Origin of the sequence: Rhodococcus koreensis (assembly GCF_017068375.1) — a bacterium.
GTDB lineage: Bacteria > Actinomycetota > Actinomycetes > Mycobacteriales > Mycobacteriaceae > Rhodococcus_F > Rhodococcus_F koreensis.
This window is the reverse complement of sequence record NZ_CP070609.1, coordinates 8,584,323-8,607,361: the sequence shown is the minus strand read 5'-3', so window position 1 is coordinate 8,607,361 and position 23,039 is coordinate 8,584,323. Positions and strand designations below refer to the sequence as shown.

Annotated in this window: 17 protein-coding genes and 3 pseudogenes; 11 read left to right on the top strand and 9 right to left on the bottom strand. The window is 68.3% G+C overall.

Translation table 11 applies throughout. The features are described from left to right. Positions 1 to 355 precede the first annotated feature (355 nt). The 4 genes and pseudogenes from JWS14_RS39190 to JWS14_RS39175 all read left to right on the top strand — a co-directional run. Complete coding sequence (locus JWS14_RS39190; protein ID WP_206015595.1) at positions 356 to 1,003, top strand: ScbR family autoregulator-binding transcription factor; 648 nt, start codon at positions 356 to 358, stop codon at positions 1,001 to 1,003. 1,486 nt (positions 1,004 to 2,489) lie between these two features. Beyond that, positions 2,490 to 3,959, top strand: coding sequence for a nitrate/nitrite transporter (locus JWS14_RS39185; RefSeq protein ID WP_206015594.1), 1,470 nt, complete (start codon positions 2,490 to 2,492; stop codon positions 3,957 to 3,959). A gap of 250 nt (positions 3,960 to 4,209) precedes the next feature. Beyond that, positions 4,210 to 4,878, top strand: coding sequence for a DUF8020 domain-containing protein (locus JWS14_RS39180; protein WP_206015593.1), 669 nt, complete (start codon positions 4,210 to 4,212; stop codon positions 4,876 to 4,878). A 460-nt stretch (positions 4,879 to 5,338) separates the two neighbouring features. Continuing rightward, positions 5,339 to 5,784 (top strand): annotated as a pseudogene (locus JWS14_RS39175) (acyltransferase family protein); the annotation flags it as partial. Positions 5,785 to 6,133: 349 nt separating this feature from the next. Here JWS14_RS39175 and JWS14_RS39170 read toward each other — a convergent pair. Both JWS14_RS39170 and JWS14_RS39165 read right to left on the bottom strand, forming a co-directional pair. Beyond that, positions 6,134 to 6,340, bottom strand: a complete 207-nt coding sequence (locus JWS14_RS39170; RefSeq protein ID WP_206015592.1) for a hypothetical protein — start codon at positions 6,338 to 6,340, stop codon at positions 6,134 to 6,136. Next, positions 6,337 to 6,591 (bottom strand): hypothetical protein, encoded by a 255-nt coding sequence (locus tag JWS14_RS39165; protein ID WP_206015591.1) that lies wholly within the window; start codon positions 6,589 to 6,591, stop codon positions 6,337 to 6,339. The genes JWS14_RS39170 and JWS14_RS39165 overlap by 4 nt, the downstream gene beginning before the upstream one ends. Before the next feature lie 355 nt (positions 6,592 to 6,946). Between JWS14_RS39165 and JWS14_RS39160 the strand changes: the two genes are divergently transcribed. The 3 genes and pseudogenes from JWS14_RS39160 to JWS14_RS39150 all read left to right on the top strand — a co-directional run. Further along, the gene (locus tag JWS14_RS39160) at positions 6,947 to 8,428 is read left to right on the top strand and encodes a WS/DGAT/MGAT family O-acyltransferase (protein ID WP_206015590.1); all 1,482 of its coding nucleotides are present in this window, start codon (positions 6,947 to 6,949) and stop codon (positions 8,426 to 8,428) included. Between the two features lie 399 nt (positions 8,429 to 8,827). Further along, positions 8,828 to 9,715: an Rv1733c family protein gene (locus JWS14_RS52250; protein WP_476748562.1), complete on the top strand. Its 888-nt coding sequence runs from the start codon at positions 8,828 to 8,830 to the stop codon at positions 9,713 to 9,715. Further along, a pseudogene (locus JWS14_RS39150) lies at positions 9,712 to 10,125 on the top strand (pyridoxamine 5'-phosphate oxidase family protein); the annotation flags it as partial. The gene JWS14_RS52250 and the pseudogene JWS14_RS39150, both read left to right, overlap by 4 nt. A 256-nt stretch (positions 10,126 to 10,381) precedes the next feature. Here JWS14_RS39150 and JWS14_RS39145 read toward each other — a convergent pair. Both JWS14_RS39145 and JWS14_RS39140 read right to left on the bottom strand, forming a co-directional pair. Continuing rightward, positions 10,382 to 10,573 (bottom strand): hypothetical protein, encoded by a 192-nt coding sequence (locus tag JWS14_RS39145; RefSeq protein WP_206015587.1) that lies wholly within the window; start codon positions 10,571 to 10,573, stop codon positions 10,382 to 10,384. Between the two features lie 460 nt (positions 10,574 to 11,033). After that, positions 11,034 to 13,388 carry a helicase-associated domain-containing protein gene (locus JWS14_RS39140; protein ID WP_206015586.1) on the bottom strand — a complete coding sequence of 785 codons (2,355 nt, stop codon included), beginning with the start codon at positions 13,386 to 13,388 and terminating at the stop codon, positions 11,034 to 11,036. A gap of 566 nt (positions 13,389 to 13,954) precedes the next feature. On the opposite strand from JWS14_RS39140, the gene JWS14_RS39135 reads away from it, so the two are divergent. Then, a complete protein-coding gene (locus JWS14_RS39135) occupies positions 13,955 to 14,254 on the top strand; it encodes a hypothetical protein (RefSeq protein ID WP_206015585.1) in 300 nt (99 codons plus the stop codon). A 764-nt stretch (positions 14,255 to 15,018) separates the two neighbouring features. Here JWS14_RS39135 and JWS14_RS39130 read toward each other — a convergent pair. From JWS14_RS39130 to JWS14_RS39120, 3 genes and pseudogenes are all read right to left on the bottom strand, one after another. Then, a complete protein-coding gene (locus tag JWS14_RS39130) occupies positions 15,019 to 15,513 on the bottom strand; it encodes an SRPBCC family protein (protein ID WP_206015584.1) in 495 nt (164 codons plus the stop codon). A 566-nt stretch (positions 15,514 to 16,079) separates the two neighbouring features. Beyond that, positions 16,080 to 16,577: an NAD(P)H-binding protein gene (locus JWS14_RS50435; RefSeq protein WP_241031594.1), complete on the bottom strand. Its 498-nt coding sequence runs from the start codon at positions 16,575 to 16,577 to the stop codon at positions 16,080 to 16,082. Positions 16,578 to 16,886: 309 nt separating this feature from the next. After that, positions 16,887 to 17,177 (bottom strand): annotated as a pseudogene (locus JWS14_RS39120) (DDE-type integrase/transposase/recombinase); the annotation flags it as partial. A gap of 372 nt (positions 17,178 to 17,549) precedes the next feature. Here JWS14_RS39120 and JWS14_RS39115 point away from each other — a divergent pair. After that, on the top strand, positions 17,550 to 18,203 hold the full coding sequence (locus JWS14_RS39115) for a chymotrypsin family serine protease (RefSeq protein WP_206015583.1): 654 nt from the start codon (positions 17,550 to 17,552) through the stop codon (positions 18,201 to 18,203). 367 nt (positions 18,204 to 18,570) lie between these two features. Then, entirely contained in the window at positions 18,571 to 18,978 is a 408-nt protein-coding gene (locus JWS14_RS39110; RefSeq protein ID WP_206015582.1) for a cupredoxin domain-containing protein, read from the top strand. A gap of 101 nt (positions 18,979 to 19,079) precedes the next feature. Here JWS14_RS39110 and JWS14_RS39105 read toward each other — a convergent pair whose 3' ends face one another. Both JWS14_RS39105 and JWS14_RS39100 read right to left on the bottom strand, forming a co-directional pair. Next, positions 19,080 to 20,402: an ABC transporter substrate-binding protein gene (locus tag JWS14_RS39105; RefSeq protein ID WP_206015581.1), complete on the bottom strand. Its 1,323-nt coding sequence runs from the start codon at positions 20,400 to 20,402 to the stop codon at positions 19,080 to 19,082. 600 nt (positions 20,403 to 21,002) lie between these two features. Beyond that, complete coding sequence (locus tag JWS14_RS39100; protein WP_206015580.1) at positions 21,003 to 21,284, bottom strand: hypothetical protein; 282 nt, start codon at positions 21,282 to 21,284, stop codon at positions 21,003 to 21,005. Between the two features lie 221 nt (positions 21,285 to 21,505). On the opposite strand from JWS14_RS39100, the gene JWS14_RS39095 reads away from it, so the two are divergent. Beyond that, positions 21,506 to 22,984 carry a wax ester/triacylglycerol synthase family O-acyltransferase gene (locus tag JWS14_RS39095; protein WP_206015579.1) on the top strand — a complete coding sequence of 493 codons (1,479 nt, stop codon included), beginning with the start codon at positions 21,506 to 21,508 and terminating at the stop codon, positions 22,982 to 22,984. Positions 22,985 to 23,039: the final 55 nt, after the last annotated feature.

Below are 23,039 nucleotides of genomic sequence, written 5' to 3'. Positions count from 1 at the left end.
TGAGCGGATTCCTACGGCCTGATGAGCCGGACCGAGTCGGGCCCAACGGACCCCGACATGAAACCGGAAAGTGTGTTCGAGTATCGGGGTGCGGCCGCTGGTCACCGCCCTGATCGTCGTCGCCCGTCCGGACTTACCCCTGGGGACGACCCCGTGAGGCCAGTGTCGACGAAGACCGGAATCGGGCGGCACGGCATCTTCTGCGAGACCCGCAAAGCCTCACACGGGCCGCACCGAACATCATGCGACGAACCTTCACATCGGGTATGCATTGTTCAGGGCGTCGTTCAACCCATTCAAGACGGTTCACGACAGCCGTCCGGCCAGATGATCTCGTTACTCGAAGGGCAGGTGAATGGCCACCCAGAAGCGGGCGGAGGTCACTCGTCGCGCGTTGCTGGATGCCGCGGCCGAGGTGTTCACCCGCCGCGGCTATGCAGAGACGAAGCTGAGCGAGGTCCTCACCCAGGCCCGGGTCACCAAGGGGGCCCTGTACTTTCACTACGCCTCCAAGGAAGAACTCGCCCGCGCCGTCGTCGAGGAGGGCACGAGGCGGTTCACTGCCGTGTGCACCCCGTATCTCGCCTCCCCCACGCCGGCATTCGAGGCCATGATCGGCATCTCCTTCGTCACGGTCGACGCCGCCCTCCACGACGCGGTGATGGGCGCAACGTTCCGCCTCATCACCGAAATGGGCGACTACCGCAGTCCGGAGACGGACACCTTCGCGACCTGGATATCCACCTACCAACTCCTGGCCCGCCGAGCAATCGACGAGGGTGACCTGCGCGAGGACACCGATCCGGACGCTGTCGGGCAGCTCCTGGTGGAACTCTTCGCCGGGGCACGCCTGCTGGCGACGGCCACCGACAACCCCGCCACCCTGCCGACGCGTACCGCGATGGCGTGGGAGCTGCTGCTCCCGGTGCTGGTGACCACACCGAAGATCGACTACTTCCGACAATTCGTCACCCGCAGGTTGCCCACGGTGCGGCTGCCGTGAAGGGTGCTGTGTCAGGAAGCTCCGTCTGGAGCGCGGCCGGACCGCCACCGAACGCAGCCACGGCAACCGCAGACCGGACTTCGCGCTGGGGTCCGCGCCAACCGACGCGGGGGTCAGCGGCCGCGTTCGCGTCGAACCCGATTTCCTCCCCTCCGCGGTCACCCGGATGCGCCTGTGGCACACCACCGTCTAACAACCCGGCGCCAACGTGCGAGGGCGTACGCGATGACCAGCGGCGGACCAGGAGTGGCCTCCACACCGGCGTGCACCCCTCCCCCCGCGTGGCTGCTGCGACATACCAAATGGAATGACTGCGGCTCCGACCAACCCGGTGGCCGCTTGCAGCGGCGTGAGGCGATCATCCAGGTGACTGACGACAACGCGTAAATCTTCCCGCCCGCGGTCGTGGACTCCGAGGCCATCGCCATTCCCCATACCCGCCGCGCGGTCGCCCCTCTCCTGTGCACCCGAATCGACCTGGATCATTCCGGTGCGGGACACCGAGAACATTCTCGCCGACCTCGGACACCCCAACCCACGGCCGGGAACCGACCACCAAATCGTCTCCCCCAGCCTGCGTGCCGCACTGCTCCGACTCGGGAACCTGTGACACCGGCGTCTCACTCGCGGTCAGTCCAGACCCAACGCGGGCCCGGCACCGGCAACGCCGTCCCGCCCGCAAGGCTGTCGGTCCTACATCTCCGCCGATCCGTTCCGCAACCCGCACGACGCCAACGACATTCATCTGAGAGTCCGGGGCGTTGACCACGACGGCGCACTCCGGCCGACAGGTGGCCAACCGCTCGCTTGGAGCCTGCACGACTGCCTCACACCGCACCCGCCACGTCGCGGCGAGTTGCGTGGCCGCGGTATGTGACGAATCATCCTCCACAGCTTGACATCACAGCTAACTTCGATGTCTGTCCGATGCGTTAGTCCACGTCCAATTGTCGGCCACCGGAACCGGTGTCGCACGCCGGCGCACATACTGTTGGGCACGGCCGAGAAGGTCGGACTGACCGTGGGACCGTAGAGCGCTGCCGATCCGTGGCGCAGGCCCTGACCAGGCATGATCGGCGACGTCCTGCCCTACCTTGCTATAACGCTCACCCTCAGTGGGGCATGCCTGGTCGACCTCGCCCCACTCCGGGCAATCCTGAAGCGTTCGGGCATATCGCCTCCGGTCCCGCACTGCCCCCATGATCACCACACCCGCCCCCGCCGACACCCACAAGAGGATCGCGACGATCGACACCGCCCGCGCTGCGACGGAAGACCGCATCGCCTCCGTCGGAGAACATGACCCCGACCAGGGCATATGCATGTGTAGAGCGTGTTGCCCGATGGTCACGGTGTCGTTTCGGGGTGCTGTCTTCGGTGCATGTGCCCGGGTGAGCGAAGTGTAAGCGCACCGACACCACACGCCATCGAGCGGACACATTCCGCCCCTATGGTTCTGCGAATCTTCAACCTCAGGAGCTAAGCCGTGACAACACTATCTCAGCGACCTTCGAACTCATCCCATTCCCCCGTATCGGTCCGGCATCGGATCGACAACTGGGACCCCGAGGACGTGGCCGCGTGGGAGGCGGGCGGAAAGAACATCGCCCGCCGCAACCTCGCCGGCTCCATCCTGGCCGAGCACATCGGGTTTTCGGTGTGGTCGGTGTGGTCGGTGATGGTGCTGTTCATGCCCGCCGCGGTCTACCACATCGACGCCGCCGGAAAGTTCTTCCTCGTCGCCGTACCCACCCTGGTCGGCGCGGTTCTCCGCCTGCCCTACACCTTCGCCACGGCCACGTTCGGTGGCCGCAACTGGACCATCATCAGTGCACTGGCCCTGGCGGTGCCGATGACCTTGACCTTGTACTTCATCTCGCGGCCCGAGACCTCCTACACCACGTTCATGATCGTCGCCGCGTTCGCCGGACTCGGCGGCGGGAACTTCGCGTCCTCGATGACCAACATCAACGCGTTCTACCCGCAACGACTCAAAGGCTGGGCCCTGGGGTTGAACGCGGGCGGCGGGAACATCGGCGTCCCGGCCATCCAGTTGATCGGCCTGCTCGTCATCGCCACCTGGGGCAACCGCAGCCCACAGATCGTCTGCGCGGTGTACCTGGTGCTCATCGGCATCGCCGCCGTCATCGCGGCCCTGCACATGGACAACCTCACCGACCAGAAGACCGGCGCACGATCGTTGCTCGAGGTGCTCGCCTTCCGCGACTCCTGGATCATCTCGTTCCTCTACATCGGCACCTTCGGATCCTTCATCGGATTCAGCTTCGCCTTCGGCCAGATCCTGCAACTCAACTTCCTCGCCGGACTGACCAACGGCGCTCCGGCGACCCCCGCCATGCAGGCCACCGCCGCCCTGCACGCCGCCCAGATCGCCTTCATCGGACCGCTCCTCGGGTCACTGTCCCGCCCACTCGGTGGACGCCTCGCCGACAAGATCGGTGGCGGCAAGATCACCCTCTACAGCTTCGTGGCGATGGTGGCAGCCGCCGGTATCCTCGTCGTCGCCGGCACCGTCGACGACGCCACCCCCGGGGCCGCGAACACGACCATCATGACCGCCTACGTCCTCGGATTCATCCTGCTGTTCGTCATCTCCGGCATCGGCAACGGGTCTGTCTACAAAATGATCCCGGCCATCTTCGCGGCGAAAGCCGAGGCGCTGCACCCCCTCGATCCGCACTCCGCCGCCGCGTGGTCACGCACCATGTCCGGGGCACTGATCGGAATCGCCGGCGCCGTCGGCGCACTCGGCGGAGTCGGCATCAACCTCGTCCTGCGCGCGTCCTACCTCGGGGTACACAAGTCGGCCACGACAGCATTCTGGGTGTTCGCCGCGTTCTACATCATCTGTGCGGTGATCACCTGGACGATGTACCTGCGGCGACCGACTGCATCGACACCCTCACCGGCCGGCACCCTCACCCCTGCCGCCTGAACAACAACCTACGAAACGTACGGAAACGTACGGAAACGTACGGGTCGCCGATCCCACCCGCGGAATCGATTTCAGCAGAGCACCATCCCCGCCTTGCTGCTGCACAGCCAGTGTGCGGCGTCAACACCCTCACGACAATGACTCAGCTCTTCGGCCGCGTCGACCGACGCTGCCGTCATCCGCCGGCTTCATCCAGCACAGCAGGGACCATTCGGTCCCCGACACAATATCGAGAAGGAAATCCACGAGCATGAGAATGTCCACACTGATGGCCGTCGCCGCCATGACCATCGCGTCGATGGGAATCGCCGCCGGCACCGCCCACGCGGAACCCACCCCCGCCCCCTCCGCTCCCGGGGTCGGGTGGAACCTCACCCGCACCGGTGACCAGGTCATCGTCAACACCACGGCCGGGTCACTGAGCAACGAGAACAACCACCTGATCGTCCGCGACGCCTCGGGTGCCACCGTCGAGTCGGTACCACTGGCGATCGCTATCGACGGCTTCGCGCACCCCGTCGCCGCACAGATCAACGGCCGCACCGCAACCCTGACCACCGACACCAACCCGGCCACCGCCACCCCCGTCACCCTGCCGTTGCGGCAGGTCGACCTGCCCGCCGCAACCGCCGGAGTCAAGGACAACATCACCCTCACCGCAGCCGTCGGCGGCTTCCTCGGCGCCGCAACCGGTCTGGTCGGCGGCTGCCTCCTCGGCGCCGTCGCCGGGGCCGTCATCTCCGCACCGGCCGCACTGCTGCTCGGCGCCGGCCCAGTGGCCGGATGCATCGGCGGCGCACTACTGGTCGGCGCCGGCGCCTCCCTCGCCGGCACCGCCATCGGCGGCCTCGGCGCCATGGCAGCCAACGCGCAGCCGTTCATCACGCTACTGAACGCACCCCCGGCCCCGAAGAAATAACACCGCCCGCAGCGCCATCGCTGGACTACGTCCCCCGGTGCGGCCCGCGCTGGCGGGCCGCACCGCGGACCCTCCCATCACAGTCCACGCAGCATGACCAGTTGGATGAACACCACTGGGGCAGGCGTCGCACACCGCGCGAGGCCGGCGCACTGATGAGCCGGCGCACTGATGAAAGGGGACAAGGTGTCGAAGTCGCCTCACTGGCTGACAATGGGGCCGGACGGAGAGGGACGAGGACGCGGGCTCCTTGGCGAAGGGGCTGACGACCGGGTCGAGAAACTGGGCAGGAGGACCAGCATCTACTCGGCGTCCAGTTCCCCCCGCAACACGTCGAGATGGCACCGGCCGTCTCACGTTGAGCGTCACGCCGATGTGTCCTTCTGATTCGTTCGGTTCGGTGGCTCTGGCGGCCCAGGAAAATGAGGGGCTGCTTCGTGCGGAGATCGCTGGTGGTCGAGTGAATATCGTTGCTGTTCCGGAGCGGCCGCGGCGATTTGGCCGCCGCCGCCTGGACTGCGCGGCGTGGGACGGGGACGCTGGTTCCGGCGGTGTGCGGCCGCGGCCGCCTGAATCCGGCTTTCGCGCGGACATCGAGGGTCTGCGCGTTGTCGCGTGCTGGCCGTGGTCCTCTTCCACGTCGGCGTGCCCGGGATCGACGGCGGCTTCGCCGGCGTCGACATCTTCTTCGTCGTCTCGGGGTTTCTCATCACCGGGCTGCTGTGGCGGGATGTGGCGTCCGCCGGCTCACCCGCTTCTATGGTGCGCGGGCCCGCCGACTGCTGCCCGCCGGGTGTGTCGTGCTGGTGGCCACCGCAATCGGTGCCGCGATCCTGTTACCCCGCACTCCAGGCCCGCCAGGTCCTCAGCGACGGGATCGCCAGCGCGCGGTGTGCCGGGCGTTGGACGACAGGGATGTCCACTGCTACCCGCATCACCCTGCGGTGGTGTGAGTTTTGACGGTGTCCCACAACGGCGCTCGGCTTCGCGAGCTCGAACCGGTCGCCGCGGAGCATGACGCAAGGCGCGGTAGCGCGCACGCATGGCGTTCTGAGGAGGATTCGGCATGACCGGACCCGATCAGCGGTGCGGTGCGCAAACATGTTCCGGCGACTGCGAATGGGATGCCACGTGCCACCGCGAAAGCGGGGTGCACCCGCGACGGATGGGGACAGGGACACCGCATCGGGGCCGATGAGGGCGGCGGGAATACCGCCGCCGCGGCGAGCACGGACCGGGGGTCGGTCCGGTTATCTCACATGCTGTCGAAGATGAGATGTTCGGGGACACCCACCGTCTCCGCCGCGGTGACAGCGTCGAGGAGGTCGTCGGCGAGCTGCCGGAACGTCGCGGATCGGACCCGTTCCCGGGGCGGATCACCCGGGTCGGTGTTCATGAAACTGTGCAGCACGGCGCAGGTGTCGCGCACCCGCTCCAGCGCCCGGCGCTGATCCTGGTTCATCGGCCGCCGGGCCGGCGCCTCACCGTCGACATCGGCCTCTCGCGCGGAGCCGAAGGCGGGCAGGCGTGACCGACTGCCAGTAGCAAGTCGCGGCGGAGCCGCTGATAGGTGATCAGCCACCGGTCGTCGACAGGTTCGTCGCGAAGATACGCGTTCAGGGCCGCACCGTTGCCACCGGTATCCAACCATCGGCGCAGATCGGTCGTGCGGTCCTGCACATGCTGCAACAACGTGTGCGACGAAACGGGCATCGGGTCTCCTACCTCTCGAATTTCCCTGCAGTGAGAATGGATTCGACATGTGTTGCGACTCGGGCCTTTTCGGTGGCCATTGTGAAGCATGCGGGGGCCTGGCGCGAGCGTTTCCCCGGGAATGCGTCCGCCGACCCATCACCGCAGGCGACTACAAGAGCGGTGGACAGGCGTCCAGTAGCCGCGGGCGCCGGAATGCGATACAACTCCACCGAGAGATATCGGTTTGTTATATAAACCACACCTCAACGTGACTTAAAGAACGTCATTACCTTTCCTAAACACCAGGCCCGGAAGGAGCGGGACCGGCGCGCTCCGCCGGTCCTCTCCCCCCGGAAAGAGAAGGGGATGTGCAGTGCTGCTGCCCATGGCGCCGACCGATTCACTGTTCCTGCTGGGAGAATCCCCCGGCCATCCGATGCACGTCGGCGGCTTGGCCCTGTTCACCCCACCCGAGGGGGCATCCGCGGCGGACATGCGGGCACTGTTCGAGACCGCCCTCACCGACCACCGGGTGGCGCCGCTGCTGCGCAGACGGGCCCGCCGCTCACTCACCTCACTCTGCCAATGGGGTTGGGACACCCTGCCGGAGCAGCACGTGGATCTGGAACATCACGTACGCCGCGACGCCCTGCCCACCCCGGGCGGAATGGACCAGCTGATGACCCTCGTCTCCCGGCTGCACGCCACCCTGCTCGACCGCAGCCGCCCGCTGTGGGAGATACACCTGATCGAGGGCCTCACCGGCGGCCGCTACGCCGTCTACACCAAGATCCACCACGCCCTCGCCGACGGCACGTCGGCGATGCGTCTGCTGCAGCAGACGCTGAGCGAGGACCCGCACCGCCGGCACATGCCCGCCCCCTGGCAACCGATACCCCGACTCACCCCGGTCCATTCGCACCAGGGGAGGCGGCCCTCGGCCACGCCCGGTGGTCCACCGACGGCGGCCGGTGGTCTGTCGACGGCGGCGGGTGGTCTGTCGACGGCGGCCGGTCTGACCGGAACAGCGTTCCGCGCCGGCCGCACCGTGGCCGGCGAGGTCGCCGGACTGGTCCCCGCGGCGATCGGCACCCTGGACCGCGCCGCCCACGGCCGCGGCGGGGCGATGTCACTGACCGCCCCACACACCCTGCTGAACGTGCCGATCGGCGGCGCCCGCCACGTCGCCGCCCGCACCTTCCCGCTCGAGCGGATCCGGCTGCTGGCCAAGCACGCCCAGGCCACCGTCAACGACATCGTCCTGACTCTGTGCTCCGGAACCCTGCGCGCCTACCTGTCCGCCCGCGGCGCCCTCCCCGACCAGCCGCTGATCGCGATGGTCCCGGTCTCGCTGCGCCCCACCGACACCGACACCACACCGGACTCCGGACCCGGGGGCAACCGGGTGGGGGTGCTGATGTGCAACCTGGCCACCCACCTCCCCGAACCGGCCTCCCGGCTCGACACCGTCCGCACCTGCATGCACGAGGGCAAGGCGGCGCTGCGGGCGATGAGCCCGGCACAGGCACTGGCCATGTCCGCGCTCGGTGCGGCACCGCTGGGAGTGGAGATGCTGATCGGACGCCGCGGCCCGTGGCGTCCCCCGTTCAACCTGGTCATCTCCAACCTCGCCGGGCCGCGAACGCCGTTGTTCTGGAACGGCGCCCGCCTCGACGCCCTGTACCCGGTGTCCATCCCCACCACCGGGCAGGCGTTGAACATCACCTGCATCAGCAGCGACGACCAGATCGTCGTCACGCTCACCGGCTGCCGCCGCGCCCTGCCCGACCTGAATCCCATGCTCGATTCCCTCGACAGCGAACTCGACCTCCTCGACACCGCCGTCGGCCTCTGACACAACACACGCCGCACGAGGCCGGGTCCGGCACACCGCACCACGTCGACGCCGGGGTCCTGTCCCTCGCCGAACCTGCGTCCCACCGTCATCACCACCCACCGAACCACGGTCAACGGCTCCGCGAACGCCTCCCCCAGCTCTCACGCTGACCACTGCGGCGATCACCGCCACCCGGTCCACCCCTCTTGTCTGAGGTCCTCCGAAGAACAGCGCGCGGGAATGCACCGCCTCCGATTCCGCCGCACAATCGAGGGAGACGAAGCGGAATCCTGCGGGAGGTGGGTGATGCGCCCCGACGAACCGGCACCGGCGCCCACACCGATCCGGTGGTGGCGACTCGGCCCCTGGAGCCGCAACCGCCTGATGCGCCGAAGCGACCGCTAGGAGGCCACACTTGTGCTGCTCACCGCGGTGCTGGTACTGCTGCTGATCCCGTTCGCCGCCGCATTCGGCACCGCGACCCATACCCGGCTGCAGCACCAAACCCAGGCAATGCGCGCCGGCGTCCACCAAATACCGGCAGTCCTTCTCGAGGACACCCACCCGGCACCCGAGACCACCGAATACTCGCCGCGCGCCACCGGCAACCGGGACAGTGCCCGAGTCCGCTGGTCGACACCCGACGGGCAGCGCACCGCGGCTGTACCCACCGACGCGCCGGCGAAGGCCGGCCAGGCGATCACCATCAGCGTCGGCGCCGACGGCAACCTCACCGGTCCCATCCCCAGCAACCGGGAGAACACAATCGTGGCCGCGACCACCGCGTGCGGGGCATGGGCACTCGCAGCCGGCGCACTCCTACTCCCACGGCACTCGCACACGCGATCCTCGACCGAAACCGCATGCGGCACTGGGCCCGCGAATGGAATCAATTCGACCTACCACTGCGACGACCCCCGCACCGGGTCCGCTGATCCCGTCCTGCCGGCGGCCCGGGCGCACCCGACCCCAGCAACCACCATCACTGCCCCGCGAAGGACGCTCCCCCCGCCGACAGTGAGTGGACGATCACCGGCGTGGGTGGTCATCGTGTCAGCGCGAGAGCCGAGGCCCGCGGCGGCACAGCACGACGTCGCAGTGCTCCGTCTGATGGGGCGGGTTCGACGTCACCCTCGTCGGCGAAGACCAGACGCCCCTCGCCGACCGCGGAACCCCCGGCGCACCCGGCCCCAGTCGGGACTCGGGGACTGGCGCGTCGGGGTGACCTTGTCGCCTGTTGCCACACCCGGGGGTGAGTTGATTGTTGTAGTGGTCGGACCCTTCGAGCGGAGGAGACCGTCATGACCACGACCGCCCCGGACGCGGTGCTCCCCGTGGCCGAATGCATACGCCTGCTGCGGTCGGTTCCGGTGCGGCGAATGGTCTTCACCGAGAACGCGGTCCCGGCGTTGCGTCCCGTGACTTTCGCCGCCGTCGGCGGCGAAGTCGTCATCCCCACCGATGCCGAGTGGTTCGAACGCTTCGACGGGGAGTTTCTCGCATTCGAAGCGGAGGGCATCGATCCGATCACCCGCATCGGATGGAGTGTCATTGCCATGGGCCACGCCACCCACGTGTCCTTCGCGGACGCCGCGGCCCGATTTCACGGTCGGCGCGCTGTCCCGTGGTCGATCAATCCCGGCGACTGCCACCTCGTCATCGACATGGAATACGGGACCGGCCGATACGTCACACTGACACGCCGCCACGGTGACGGATTGACTTCTATGAGAAGGCGATCCGCCGCATGTACCGACGGGCGAGAACCCGCCTATGGGCGGGTCCGGTCGGGCGCGCCGAACCCGTGGGGCCCCGCTGACGATCTCGACCGGTGGGTTCAGTCACGACGCACCGAGGCAGTGTCCACATGATCCTCTACGAGTACAGCCGTCGCGGTGTCGACATCGGCGGCCCCGAGCCGAACGACGCCGACGAGGCGCTGACCGAGCGAGCCTGGCAGTTCTGCCGACCTCACTCGATGAGGGTGACCGGTACCCCGGGGGTGATGAAGAGGTGGTGCCAGGAACCGTCGTGGGTGAGGGACATGGCCACGCCCATGGACTGTCCCTCGACGAGCTTCCGGAGCACGTCCCGGGTGGCCCCGAATCGGGTTTGGCTGACGTCATAGGTGACGCCGTTGAAGATGAGCCTGGGCACGAGCATTCTCCTGATAGTGGCGTGAACGCGGGCGAGCGGGCGGAGCCGAGTTCCCTCATCCGCGACGACATGCGGGCCATCGTGCGTGAGGCATCGCTCAGCTTCGGCTGGGCACCAGCTGCGGATGAGACTGGGGTTCGGCTCATTGCTGCCACGAATAGCGAGCGGAGTCGCCGGCGTAACGAGGAGGCGAATCGTCGAATTCTGGCTGACGAAGTTTGGTCTACTACCGCCACAACAACGGAAGAAAAATCGTGAGTGACGAGGCGAGCTATCGAGGCGCCGTGTACCCGCTCGCTGATGCCACCGCTACCAGTGCCCTCAAGGACGCCGTGAGCAGCGTCTTCTCCGATGGTGGACGCGGAGGATTTGTCGGCTTGTCGGCCGTGCGGCGTTCACCTCACCGCATCCGCGTGCCGCCGAGCAGTCGGATCGCGCTGCCTCGCTGTTTCCCGAACGCGTGATCTCAGAGCCCGGCCCCGGGTGGTCCGGAAATCGAGATCTGCGCCACCGGAAAGTCCTCGTACCGTTCGGTCGTGGCACTCCACGCGGTCAGAGTGTCCCCCCGCAACTTCGCACTGTGGACCAGTTGCGTGCGCCCCTCATGGGTGATGTGCGCGGGCCGGCCCGCCACCAGCTCCCAGATCGCCTCGGCCTCCCCACAGCCGCGCAGCGCGGCGAAGGAGGGAAACCGTCCGGCGGGGTCGAGCGGTGCGCGGTCCGCCGTGGCGGCGAGGTGGCGGGCATGTCGGTCGGGATCGGCGGCCGCGATCCCGATAGCGTCGAGCTCGCGGCCGCCGGCGGCGGACTCGGTGGTCGGCGGCGCCGAGATCAGCACGCTGCCGTCGACCTCGCGGACAACGGGCGCGTAGCCGGCCGCGCGCAGCGCGGACAGCATCGTGCCGGCGTCGCTACGCGAGGCCAGCACCGTCGGGGCCAGCGTGGCCAGTCCCAGCTTGCCGAGTTTCCGGTTGCCCACCAGCTCGCGCAGCAGCGTCGGGTCGTCGGCGACGACGGCGCAGCCGAGCTCCACCACGCCCACCTGCCCATGGGTGCGGGCCACATCGCCGATCAGGTACTCCAACGCCTGGGGTAGGCCCGCGGGTGCGATGGACGTCAGCTCACCGATCAGGTCCGAAGCGGTTGTTCCCCGATCGAACGCGGCCCGGATGCTGTCCGGCGTGAACCGCCAGGTCGTGGCCGCCCCGCGGGACTCCCGGGCGGCGACACCGTCCAGGAATCGCGACAGGTCGATGGCCGGCGGGCCGAGGACCACCGCGGTGAGATCGGCACCGATCACCGCGGACGTGTGGGCGCCGGAGGTCAGCTCCGCGGTCGCGGCCGCGAGGGTGCCGGTGTGCAGGGCCCGGCACAGCGCGGTAGCGGCGCCCAGCGCCAGTAGACCGAGCAGCTCGGCCTCGCGGACGGCCGCGGTGAGAACGTCCCCGACGATGTCCTCCCCGATCAGCGGGGCCCGCCAGCCCAGCAGACCGGCCAGTTCCGCGATGTCCGACACTCCCCGCCCGGGCCCCAAGGTGGCATACACGTCGACCAGTTCGTGACGCAGGTGCCGGTACACGGCGCTCTCGCCCAGCTCGGCGGCCACCGTCGAATCCATCAGCACCGACCGGTCCGACTGCCACCAGGTGTCGAGGAGGGCGCGTCCCCGCGTCGCGGCGTCGGCGGATCGCCACGCCGACACCGCGGGACCGGGGATCAGGCCGGGCGAGGGTTGCGGCGGCGGCCGCTTGCGCCCACGGCTCCTCGGGGACTCCGGTGGCGGTGCCGGCGCGAGCACCGCGGTGGCCAGGGCCAGCTCCACGGCGAGCCGCACCTCCTCCACCTCGACGGCCCAGTTCTTCGCGAACGTGCGCAGCGTCCGCAGTCCCACCGCGCCGGACTTGATGAGTGGAATCGGCTCGGTCGTCGCCGTATCCACCAGCGCGGTAACCCGCTCGATCATGCGCAGCAGGCGCGCCGCGGCCTCGGCGTCCACGTGCTCGGTCGGCACCGGGTGGTGCGCGAGAGGCGGCGGTTCGGGATGGAACGGGAGCCGCCACCGCTCCCCGCGCAGCGCCAGCGCCACCTCCAGCGGCAGGTCGGCCGCGCCGTCGTGGCTCGGCCACAGCACCCCGCGCGCCACAGCCCAGTCCCCGGGCTGCTCCCGCGCGGTCGCGGGGTAGGACCCGAAGTACGTCGGGAAGTATTCCAGCGCGGCCCCCTGCTCGGCGCACTGGAGGAGCAGATCACGCTCACGGGGCGGCGCGGCGTCGACGAGGGTGCGGACCGCATCGGGGTCGCAGAAATAGGTGGCGAGGCGATCGACCACGACTTTCTTGGAACCGTCGCCCCTGATCTTCAGTTTCGCGGCCAGCGCGCGCAGCCTCTCCAGCGTGGTGTCCGCGAGCAGCACGCGTACGGGCCGGCCCAGCCCCGCGCCGACCGCCGGGAACTGGGCGGGTGTCGTGAGCTCGCCGTCGGCGGTGACCAGGGTCAGGGCGCGCTCGTGCAGGTCGTCGAGGAACGCCTGGACCACCCCGGGGTCGCTGCCCAGCCACGTCGACACACCGGCGGCGGTGACCGGGAGCCCCAGCTGCTCGACAAGGGTGAGGGCGCCGAGCACCTCGGTGTGCGGCTGCGGCAGGCGCATGTAGGCGGTCACGATCGATTCCCGGCTGTGCAGTCGCTCGGCCAGATCGGCGACGTCCGCGGGCCACGGCAACGACAAGGCGTCCGGGCGCCGACGCAGGACCGTGGCAAGTCGATTCTCGTCGAGTGACCTCAAATGGGCGAGCAACGCGTCGACGTCATGAACGGGCACCGGCCCGAGACTAGTGGCTGCCGCCGTTCGTCGGCGGGTTGCCGGGCGGCGGCGTCGAGGGATGGTCGCCGATCCCATGCGGAACCCGCGGTCGGGCGGAGCGGTGCTGTACTTGCTCCGCATCCGCACCGACCTGCCCCTACTCCCCCCGGCCGACGCCGAGAAGGTACTCGCCGACCTCGGGCGCCGGCCACGGCTGCGGACCGATCGCTACGCCCGCTCCCCACCCTCCGGGCCGCACGGCTGGGGCAGTGGGACCTCTGACCACCTGCGGACATATCGGACCCCGCTCATAACGGACGTTCGGGTGCCTCCTCGGTTGTCCGGTGACCACCCGTCAGTCGGACACTGTGGAGGTGGCCTCGAATGATCGCCGGGAGCAGCACCAGCGCGCCCGGGCGTCGACGCTCCCCACCAGGGGCGAACCGGATTTCCTGGAATGGCCCGTCCAGTTTCGCCCCGCGAGCTGGCGGTCGATTCGCTTGCTGCTGTGGTGGGTAAGCCGGGAAGGAATCCACCCCGACAACACCCTGCCACGGGTGACGCGACCCCCAGGAACCGATCCGATGACCATGCAGACTTCACACCGGCACATCACCACAGATCATGACGAGATCCGCCGTTGGGTCGAGGCGCACCACGGCGCACCGGCGCGCATGGCGAACACGGCGACCGCCGGTGTCCTGCGCATCGACGTCCCCGGTCACGGCACCTCGGGACTCGAGCCTATTTCCTGGCATGAATGGTTCACCGTATTCGACGGGCAACGTCTGGCCCTGTGCTACCCGGATCCGCACATTCACGGCGGCACCAGTGCCTGGTTCGAACTCGTGCACCGCGATATCGGGGACGGAGTCTTCTCCTGACGTAGTGCCACTCCGGGAGGCGGTTCGCGGGGAACCACACGCACCGGAGCGCGCCGTCGATCCCGGCGAGCGCTACGCATCCGTTCCGAATCTGTGCAGCGGCCGGAATTCGGCATACGACCCGCCATAGGGCGCAGGAGTTCCACGCGCAGTCACGATACGTGTCGGGAAACGATCGTTATCCTTCCTCGACACGCTGCGTGTCGATGAGGTTCGGTGGCACGTCGATCCACGATCGGATGCCGACGGTGACATGCCCCCACGGCGAGAGTCCTGCTCGGTCACGCTGGGTGAACGTGCAGATCCCGGCTGTAGGCGACGGTGACTCGAGACCCTCCGATGCCGGGGTGTCCGGTTTACTGCCTCGAGATGCGAGGTCGATTCGATCATCCGCCGGATCGAGTGAGGCATGCGGCGTCGTCGCGGGGGCGGACCCGAGCTGGAGCCGGTTCGCCAGCGCCGGGAAGCGAGAGCATCCGCCGGCGGCGCACGCCGATCGTGCGGTGTGCGTGGGGAGGATCAACGTCGCCGCGGATGCGCGATTTCGGCGACCCGGGAGTCCTGCGCGGCGGGCGGGACGCAGCGGTACGCGTGGAGAAGTCGCTGGGGACCCGCCTCGATTCGCCGGGTACGCTTCAGCGCCCCCGTGGCGGTCGAGGCTGGCTCGCCGCCGCGGCGCGGGGACAGGTGTCGGGCGGGATGCTGGGGCCGCAGTTGATCAAGGTCGCGGGGGTGTTGTGTGCTGAAGTGCGTCGGCGGTGCGTTCATCCGGTCGCCGCGCTTCCCGGATCCCAGGGGTGGGTCGCACGGATGTCGGCATTGAAGTCCTCGATCCGGCGCCGCAGGTTCAATTCGGTGTAGCCGATGGCTTGGGCGGCGAAGGGTTCGAGGAGTCGACCGAGGGCCTTTCCGGTCAGTCCGCTGGGGAGTTGGTAGCTGAAGTCCACGGTCAGTTGGGTCTCGCCGACCCCGGTGGCGGTGAAGCGCCAGATCGAGGTGTTCCTGAAGCCGTCGATCGAGTCGAGGGCGATCAGTCGGTTTCTTTCCCAGGCGGTGATCGTGAGGATCGAATGGAGGGTTTTGAAGCCGACCTGCATGGCGGCGTCGAAGGTGGCGCCGAGGCCGTGGTCGAGGGTGCCCGTGGGATCGAATCGCGAGATGCCGAACACCCAGGTGGGGACGTTGCGGTAGTTGCCGATGAAGTCGAACGCGACGTCGATCGGCACGGTGGCGACCGCGCTGTGCTGTGTGTGCATCATCTTGTTCGCCTTTCGGTGTTGTTGCACCGAAACCGGGGCTTACAACGACCCGCGGATCGACTGTTCGATCGTGCGGCCGTCTCCTGAACACCTCGTCCGGGCACAGCACCACAAGGAGCGTGGTCTACCGGATCGGCACATCCAACGTCAGCGACCAGTTCGCCGCACAGTGTGGGCCCGCCCGAAACCGCGTCCCAGCTGTCGCTGGGCACGCCCCGCGCTCGCACATGGTCGGCCCACCCGTGGTCGGAGCCAGCCCCGACACCGTTCCGTCGGTGCGGCGAACTTGCCAACATCAAACATACTTGTGGTATGTTATTGGCGCAATACAGTACTTGAAGTTTCCCAATTCTCCAGACACAGATCTCTCGCTTCCGTTGACCGCGGCGCCGCGTTCGCCGGATTCGGTATCGAGTGGTCGTCACCTGTTGTGGTTGCCGCAGACGAGCTCTGGGTTGTCGTCCACCCGTGGCCTTCGAGCCAGGTAAGGATTGGTTGTGGCAGTTCGACGCTGGCCTCGTCGGTGCCGGTGACCAGGGGGCCGTCGCCACATCGGCTACAGCTGATCACCAGGACGTGGCCGTCGGGCTGGCAGCGGGCGCAGTGGTGTCGCTCGCGGACCCGGTGGCGGCCGTCGAGGTGCAGGCACCGCAACGTCTGGGTCTCCGGCAAGGCCGCTGTCGACCTCGAGGGCGACGGGGTGCAGTCCGCCTACATCTACCCGGGTACGTATTGGCTTGCCAGGGCAGACCGGACCAGTTCACGAGGTGCTCGGCGAGCCAGTGCAGTCGTTGGTGCCGGGACTCCTCGGTGCTCGTCGATGTCATCTGCGACACCGTCATCTGCGACATGTTCACCACCTCGAGATCGCCCCGCTCGTCGGCGATCTCGCAGACAACCGCGGCGGCCTCCAGGTAGTCCGCGGAGACACTCATATTGAAGAACACCCGCGTCACGCCGCGTAGCGCCGCAGCAACCTCGGCAGGGCGAGTCAGATCGCCCACCACGATGTCCGCTCCCCACTCCCGCAGGGCGTCGACACGGCCGTCGTCGCGATGAACCATCGCCCGCACGGGTGCGCCGCGACCCAGAAGCAGCTCGGCGACCAGCCAGCTGATACTGCTGTAGCCGCCCCCACCCCGGTCAACAGATACGGTGGCCGTTCATTCATGATTGACTCCCGTTATCTGCGTGACGCACTCAAACCCCGTCCCGCCTCGCTGATAACCGACGCAGTTGTGGGGATGAGCGTGCACACCGGCCAGTCCCGCTCCCCTACAACGCTACGACCGGACGACACGCGTTGACCACCGAAGCAGTCGCCTCTGCAGTTTCTCGCACACCGGTGTGCAGGCGCTGAGATCGTGGCAGCATTCCCGACCAGATTGATGGGAGTTCTCCGCCGGATTGTTCGAACATTTCGACTGCCGATGCTCCACCGACGACATCATGTTCCGGTGCTCGACCTGGTAGGAGCCGAGTTTGTCGGTGACTGGTACCCGCGGCCGACACCCTTGCTTCTTCAACAGTTTCCGGAAGAACCGAGTCGCAGCCCTACCGTCCCTGCGAGCCTGCACCAGGATATCGAGGACGGCCCCATGCGGGTCGACGGCCCTCCACAAGTACCGGCGTGCCCCGTTGATCGTCAGGAAAACCTCGTCCAGGCCCCTCCTACATATCCCAGTGCCGTACGGGTTCCATCGTCACCGTCCGCGCCGGTCTGGTGGGATCGATGCTGATCGGAGGACACTTACAGGGTGTGTTCCGGTCGACCCCGACCCCCTGTGTGCCGGCGAGCCCGTGGGTTGCTTCGGTGGGTGGCGGGCGGGTCGTCGATCCGGTATCCATCCCGAGCTTCCGGAACATGCACCCACACAAGCGAATGCGAATCGGGCCCAGCCCGGGAACGGTGGTCGGTGATGGATGTGGAGCACCCGCGGTGCGCGGGAATCGATCTCCGAGACCGGCCAGGTGTATGGGTCGATCCTGGTCGAGGCAGATGCGACCGTCGGGGTCGTACCGGGAGGGCTCGAGCAATGTTGACACGATTCGCGGCGGTGGTCGCGGCGACGATCGGCCTTCTGGGGACCGTGGCGGTGGGTGTCGCGACGGCGGCGCCGCCGGTGGTGATGGGCGGTGGGACGGGGATTATCGTCAACGACGAATTGGTTTGCTCGCTCACGACGATCGGTCACGACAATTCGGGCCGGCTGGTCGGGTTGACGGCGGGGCACTGCGGTGCCGTCGGTGCGTCCGTGGTGGCGGAGACCTCGCAGGACAGTGGTGTGGTCGGCCGTTTCGTGGTGTCGAATCCGGCTCTCGACTACGCGGTGATCCAGTTCGATCCCGGGAAGGTGACTCCCGTGAACCGGGTCGGCAGCGTCACCATCACGGGGATCGGTGCACCGGCCGGGTTCCCGCAGGTGGCGTGCAAGGAGGGCCGCACAACCGGCAACACCTGCGGCATCGTGTACGGGGACCTGCTCGGTACCGGGGAGACCTGGACGCAGGCGTGCGTCGTCGAAGGTGATTCGGGCGCACCGGTGGTCGTCGGCACCACGCTGGTGGCGATGGTCAACGCCTACCTCGTCGCGTCGTGCGTGGGCCCGGAGGTCGGCACCAACATCAGTTCGATCGTCGCCGACATGAACGCCACGGGCGGGTACGGCGCCGGCTACCGGCCCATTTGAGCCTGAATCCGTTGATGAGTGATCTCGGCAGCTCAGAAGGCCCCTGCCAGCAGCGACGAGGGGTTCAGGTCACCCGGTCCGGGTTCGTGGTGAAGAGCCGCGACAGCACCGGCGCAGCGGTACAAGGAGTCGGCTCGGGTGGCCTCGGCAGATCGGGGTGGCCGAGACCGAATGTGGCGGTGCTCTCCGGGTCCTATGCTCAACGGCGGAAGACTGTCCTGCCTTGTCGGGTTCACATTGTCCGGTTCATTTCGATTGTCTTGGGCGGCTCACCGTGACGGTGCACCGATCGCGTGGTCGACGGGTGCTGCATGCCAATGCGGCACCGGTAGCGTGCGCGCACGAGCGTCGGGGCGGATGCGGCGCGATGATGGTCTGCGCGCTCGCCGTCGGGTTGGCCGCGGCCTGCAGCTCATCGGCGAACCACACACCGGCCACGTCGGTGGCCACCGATTCCTCGACGCCGTCGGCAGCCGCCGAATCCGGCACCACACCGGGCCCCGACGCGGCGGCGGCGATCACCATCGAGGGCTACCGCTTCGCCACCCCCATAGGGGTCGGGCCCGGCGCGCAGGTCACCGTCAAGAACGAGGACACCGTCGAGCACAGCGTCACCGCCGACCGGGGCGACGCCTTCGGTCGGGACGTCGACGGCGGCGGCACCGCCGTGTTCACGGCCCCCACACGGTCGGGGGCCTACCCGTTCCACTGCACGTACCATCCTCACATGCAGGGTGTACTCGTGGTCGTGGCGTTACACCGTGGACAAAAGTGAGAGCACGACGGCCGGTCCTCGGGGTGGACCCGGTGCTGTTCGTGGCCGCGAACGAGCGTCGAGAGCACCACCCGGTCGCAGCCGTTGTGCGGGATGGGCGATCACCCGCCGACGACGATGTATCCCTCGGTGGTCAGCTTGTTGTCGGCGCCGAACTTCAGCTTGCCGTACGAACCGATGGACGGCTCACCCGCGGCGGTGAAGTCGAGCTTGCCGGTGATGCCGTTGTAGTCGATATCCGTGCCGGCCGCCGCGAGCGGCAGGCACTCCTGGTACGACGTGCACGCGGTGCCGCCCTCGGTGACGGCGTTGATGTTCGCGGCGATGTCGCGACCGGCCGTCGACTTGGCCTGCTCGGCGGCGAGCGCGGAAATGACGACGGCGTCGTACGCCTCGCCGGCGTAGTTGAAGTCGATCAACCCCGGGTTGATGGCCTTGAGGCGATCCTGGAAGGCCGGGCCGACGTCGGTGAGGGGCGTGGTGCCCTGCATCCCGTCGAGCAACGGCACGGCGACCGACTCGCCGAGTGCGTTACCCATGTTGCCGTCCACGCCGTAGACCTTCATGCCGTCGGACGGGCCGATGCCGACCTCGTGCATACGGGTGATGATCTTCGCCGACTCCTCGAACCCGACCACCGCAATGGCGTCCGGGGCAAAGTCCTTGACCTGATCGATCTCCGAGTTGAACGACTGCGCGTTGGGGTCGTAGATGATCTTCTGGATCTGGTCCTCGGGGATGCCCGCGTCGACGAGGTTCTTGACGATGTTGTCGGCGAGCCCGGTTCCGTACGGGTCGTTGAGGGCCAGGATGGACACGCGCTGGCCGCCGTCGTCCGAGATGAGTTGCGACACAGCCTGAGCCTGCAACACGTCGGTGGGGGCGGTGCGGAAGTACTGCCCCTTGTCCGGGTAGCAGACGAACTGGTCGGACGTGTTGGCCGGGGAGAACATCACGACGCCGGCGCTGGACACCTTGTCGATGACCTTCAGCGACACCGACGACGACGCCGCACCGATGATCACCTGGGTGCCCGCGGCCAGTTCCCGGTCCACCGTGGTGTTCGCCGTATCGGTGGTGGTGTCGCCGGAGTCGCCGGGAATCAGCTGGACCGGCTGGCCGAGGACCCCACCGGCGGCGTTGACGTCGTTGACGGCGAGCTGGGTGCCCGCCACCATCGGCGGTCCGAGGAAGGCGAGGCTTCCCGTGTCGGGGAGCAGGGTGCCGATCTTCAGCGGCGCCGTGGACGGGGCACCCGCTGCCGCCGCTTCTTCGGGGGTGCAGTCGGTGGAAACAGTGGTGGCCGAGGCAGAGCTGTCGCTCCCGTCCGCGGAGTCGTCGCCACTGTCCGAACTACAACCTGCCAGTGCGAGTGATGCCGCGCCGAGCACCGCGGCCGCCCGCACGAAGGTCCGTTTAGCCATCCAAACTCTCCTTCGATCACCTGAGTGCGGGCGCGACCCGAATCGGCGTTCGCTGTGGGTCTCAACACGCTACGCCGATTCCGGGCCTCGACTCCGGAGAGCGCCCCGGGGTTTGTGTTCGGTGCGACACCCGTCGGGACGTCGAAAATTGAATCGACCGCCCGGTGGGGCCGTCATTGCCGCGCGCGGCTCGAGTTCGACGTAGATGAGTGTTGCGTTGTACGTCGCGAAATGGGATCTGACCAGCCCAACCCGGCTCGGTCATCGAGCATGGTCGGGCCCCTGGGACACCGTCATCAGATCGCGGAGCCCCACACCGGCGCTGGACTTGCTCGTCATGACGACGGAGAACCTGTCCGCGTCGTTGCGTGCCCGGTATTTGCTACCGAGAACCCCTCGGTCCCGTCGAGGATGGATGCTGCCCAGTCCCGGGTGAACCGGTAGCCGACGGGGCCGCATTTCGTCCGCTGCCGTCGGTGTCGTTGCGGTGTCACCGCTCGGGCGATCGGTGATCCGACGTGCGGCGCCCTGGGCGTCTTGTGTGAGAGTGCCCGCGGCGCGGTCGAGTCCGATGCGTTCGGGGCGGGAGAGTCGGGTTGATCACCCGAGGACTGGGGCAGCTCCGTAGTTGCAACGGTCCGCGAGGGCGCTGCAGACGTGGTGTGTCCACCGCCGGCGGTCTGCGGCGCCGCTCTGATGGGTGATCGTGATCCGTCGCGGCCACAGGTCGGGCGCCTTGCGGGCGGTGTCGTCGATCGGCCCGAACTCGAGGGAGACGTGAAGATCGCGATCGGCCGTCGGGGTGACGATGATGCGGCCGGGTTCGCCGCCCATCTCGGTCCCCGCGCCCAGTATCACGTCGATGTAGTCCTGCCCGCACATCTCGGGTCCTCCGTCTCCTCGCGGACCGCGGGAGGTCTCCACCGCATCGCTGACGGCGGGGAAGCGCCGCACCGCGTGCCGTTCACCCCCACTGTCGGCTCATTGTGAGGATTGGGTTAACTCGTTGTTGGGAGGCACCGGAGGTCAGATCCGCGCGGTAGCGTGAGCTGTACGCCCTGTGAGCTGCGGGCGCCGTGGCTCACGCAATCCCGATACCGCTCATGCACCAGCTCAGTTCCCTCGATGCGCAGTTACTCGACGCCGAGACCTCGACGACCTTCACCCATGTCGGGGCCCTGAGTGTCCTCGGCCCCACGACGCCGGGCCGCGGGCTCGCGGCCCCGGATCTGCGGGCGCTGGTCGGTAGCCGATTGCACCTGGTGGGGCCGCTGCGGTGGCGGCTGCAGGAAGTACCCCTCGGCCTCGACCTGCCTTACTGGGTGGACTCGGAGTCCCTCGATCTCGGCTACCACGTCCGGGAGGCCACCCTGCCCGGCCCGGGCACCGACGAACAGCTCGCCGATCAGATCGCCCGTCTCGCAGCACGCCCCCTCAACCGCAACAAGCCCCTGTGGGAGTGCTGGCTGGTCCACGGTCTCACCGGCGGCCGGCAGGCGATCTACACCAAGGTGCACCCCGCGGTGATCGACGGTCTGACCGCGGCGCAGGCCCTCGCAGTGCTGATGGACACCAGCCCGCGACCCCACGTAGTGCCGCACCGCTTCAGCGACGAGCAGTACCAGGCTGCGGGCGTCCTGGGAATGGTCGGCAAGAGCGTATGGCACCTGGGAACCCTGCCCGCCCAGCTGCTGTGGTCCTCGCTCGAGATGGCCCCGCACCTGCCCGAACTCGCCGGCACCAGCACCGTTCCCGGCGCGGGCATGCTCACTCGAAGGTTGGCCCGGTTCGCGCAACGGTGGTTGCCCCCGGCGCCACCGCCCGCGTCGCCGACCCCGCCCGAGACCCCGTTCAACGGCCCGGTCACGGCCAACCGGCGTTTCGCGTTCACCTCACTGCCGCTCGGCGAGGTCGAGGCGGTGGGGGCCGCGTTGGGGTTCACCGCCGACGACGTGGTGACGGCGCTGTGCACCAGCGTGTTGCGCCGCTGGCTGATCGACCACGACGCCCTGCCCGGCACAGCGCTGGCCGCGGCCATGCCGGTCTCGGTGCGCACCGAGACCGGACCGTTCGCGACCGCCCGCACCCGGCTCTCCCTGGTCCCCGTCGCGCTGCCCACCGATGACGACGACCCGGCCCGGCGCCTGCAGAGGGTGCACACCTCGCTGACCGCGGCGCCCCGGCGTTTCCGCTCGGCACCCGCCACGCTCGTGCGTGACTTCGGCGCCCGGCTGCCGCAGGCGGTGCGCGGTCTGATCTCGCGCACACCGCTGCGGGCGCTGACCACGCCCACACCACCGGTCAACCTGGTCATCTCCCACGCCGTCGGCCCCACGCGGCCGGTGTACGCCGCGGGCGCCGAGGTGACCGGGAACTTTCCCATCTCCGCGGTCACCGACCACGCCGGCATCACCATCGCCGCGATGTCCTACGACCGGCACCTCGATGTCGGAATCCTCGCCTGCCGCGAACTGGTTCCCGACGTGTGGGACGTGACCGGGCACCTGCACGAGGCCCTCGCCGAACTGACCGCATGCACACGCAACGTCCGACACCTGCGCCCCCGCCGCCCCCCACCGTGACAGGCGGCGAGGTCGGCAGCGCGTCATCACACACCCATCCCGCACGGTGACACCC

Coding starts and splice junctions, on each gene's coding strand:
- JWS14_RS39190 (WP_206015595.1), top strand. CDS start 356: ATGGCCACCCAGAAGCGGGCGGAGGTCACTCGTCGCGCGTTGCTGGAT.
- JWS14_RS39180 (WP_206015593.1), top strand. CDS start 4,210: ATGAGAATGTCCACACTGATGGCCGTCGCCGCCATGACCATCGCGTCG.
- JWS14_RS39170 (WP_206015592.1), bottom strand. CDS start 6,340: ATGAACCAGGATCAGCGCCGGGCGCTGGAGCGGGTGCGCGACACCTGC.
- JWS14_RS39165 (WP_206015591.1), bottom strand. CDS start 6,591: ATGCCCGTTTCGTCGCACACGTTGTTGCAGCATGTGCAGGACCGCACG.
- JWS14_RS39145 (WP_206015587.1), bottom strand. CDS start 10,573: ATGCTCGTGCCCAGGCTCATCTTCAACGGCGTCACCTATGACGTCAGC.
- JWS14_RS39135 (WP_206015585.1), top strand. CDS start 13,955: ATGACCATGCAGACTTCACACCGGCACATCACCACAGATCATGACGAG.
- JWS14_RS39130 (WP_206015584.1), bottom strand. CDS start 15,513: ATGATGCACACACAGCACAGCGCGGTCGCCACCGTGCCGATCGACGTC.
- JWS14_RS50435 (WP_241031594.1), bottom strand. CDS start 16,577: ATGGTTCATCGCGACGACGGCCGTGTCGACGCCCTGCGGGAGTGGGGA.
- JWS14_RS39115 (WP_206015583.1), top strand. CDS start 17,550: ATGTTGACACGATTCGCGGCGGTGGTCGCGGCGACGATCGGCCTTCTG.
- JWS14_RS39110 (WP_206015582.1), top strand. CDS start 18,571: ATGATGGTCTGCGCGCTCGCCGTCGGGTTGGCCGCGGCCTGCAGCTCA.
- JWS14_RS39105 (WP_206015581.1), bottom strand. CDS start 20,402: ATGGCTAAACGGACCTTCGTGCGGGCGGCCGCGGTGCTCGGCGCGGCA.
- JWS14_RS39100 (WP_206015580.1), bottom strand. CDS start 21,284: ATGTGCGGGCAGGACTACATCGACGTGATACTGGGCGCGGGGACCGAG.
- JWS14_RS39095 (WP_206015579.1), top strand. CDS start 21,506: ATGCACCAGCTCAGTTCCCTCGATGCGCAGTTACTCGACGCCGAGACC.